The organism is Pseudovibrio sp. W74 (genome assembly GCF_001623085.1).
Lineage (GTDB): Bacteria > Pseudomonadota > Alphaproteobacteria > Rhizobiales > Stappiaceae > Pseudovibrio.
Window position 1 is genome coordinate 52854 of record NZ_LMCJ01000025.1, and the last position, 478, is coordinate 53331.

The window sequence follows — 478 nt, forward strand, 5'->3', positions numbered from 1 at the left end:
CGAACAGATCAGCAAATATGACGTTGGCTGCCAACTTCTGATGAGTATCCCCGACATCGGACCCATCATCTCCACCGCGCTGGTGGCCGCCATCAGCAACGGATCTGCCTTTGAACGCGGACGCGACCTTGGCGCCTGGTTGGGCCTGGTCCCCCGGCAGTACAGTACAGGAGACAAGCCCATCCTGGGCAAAATATCGAAAGCCGGAAATCGCTATTTACGCATGTTGTTGGTGCAGGCGGCACACGTTTTGATGATGCGCCCGAAACTTTGGCAGAACTTGAGTTTCGGAGACTGGCTGGAGCGGGCATCCAAGCGAATGCATAAGAATAAATTGGCCGTTGCTCTGGCCAATAAGCTGGCAAGGATCGCCTGGAGCGTATTGTATAATTGCACGGAGTTTGACAACCATACAGCTGATATGGAGGCGATCTAACCAGAACCTCCTTAAAAGTTCGCGACAGAGCATAAGCATGGA

The 478-nt window shown here is 53.1% G+C and carries 1 protein-coding gene; it reads left to right on the forward strand.

Features of this window, described 5'->3' with window-relative positions:
- The coding region (locus PsW74_RS18500; RefSeq protein WP_193777964.1) for a transposase at window positions 1-436 on the forward strand (436 nt) is incomplete at its 5' end.
- Window positions 437-478: the final 42 nt, after the last annotated feature.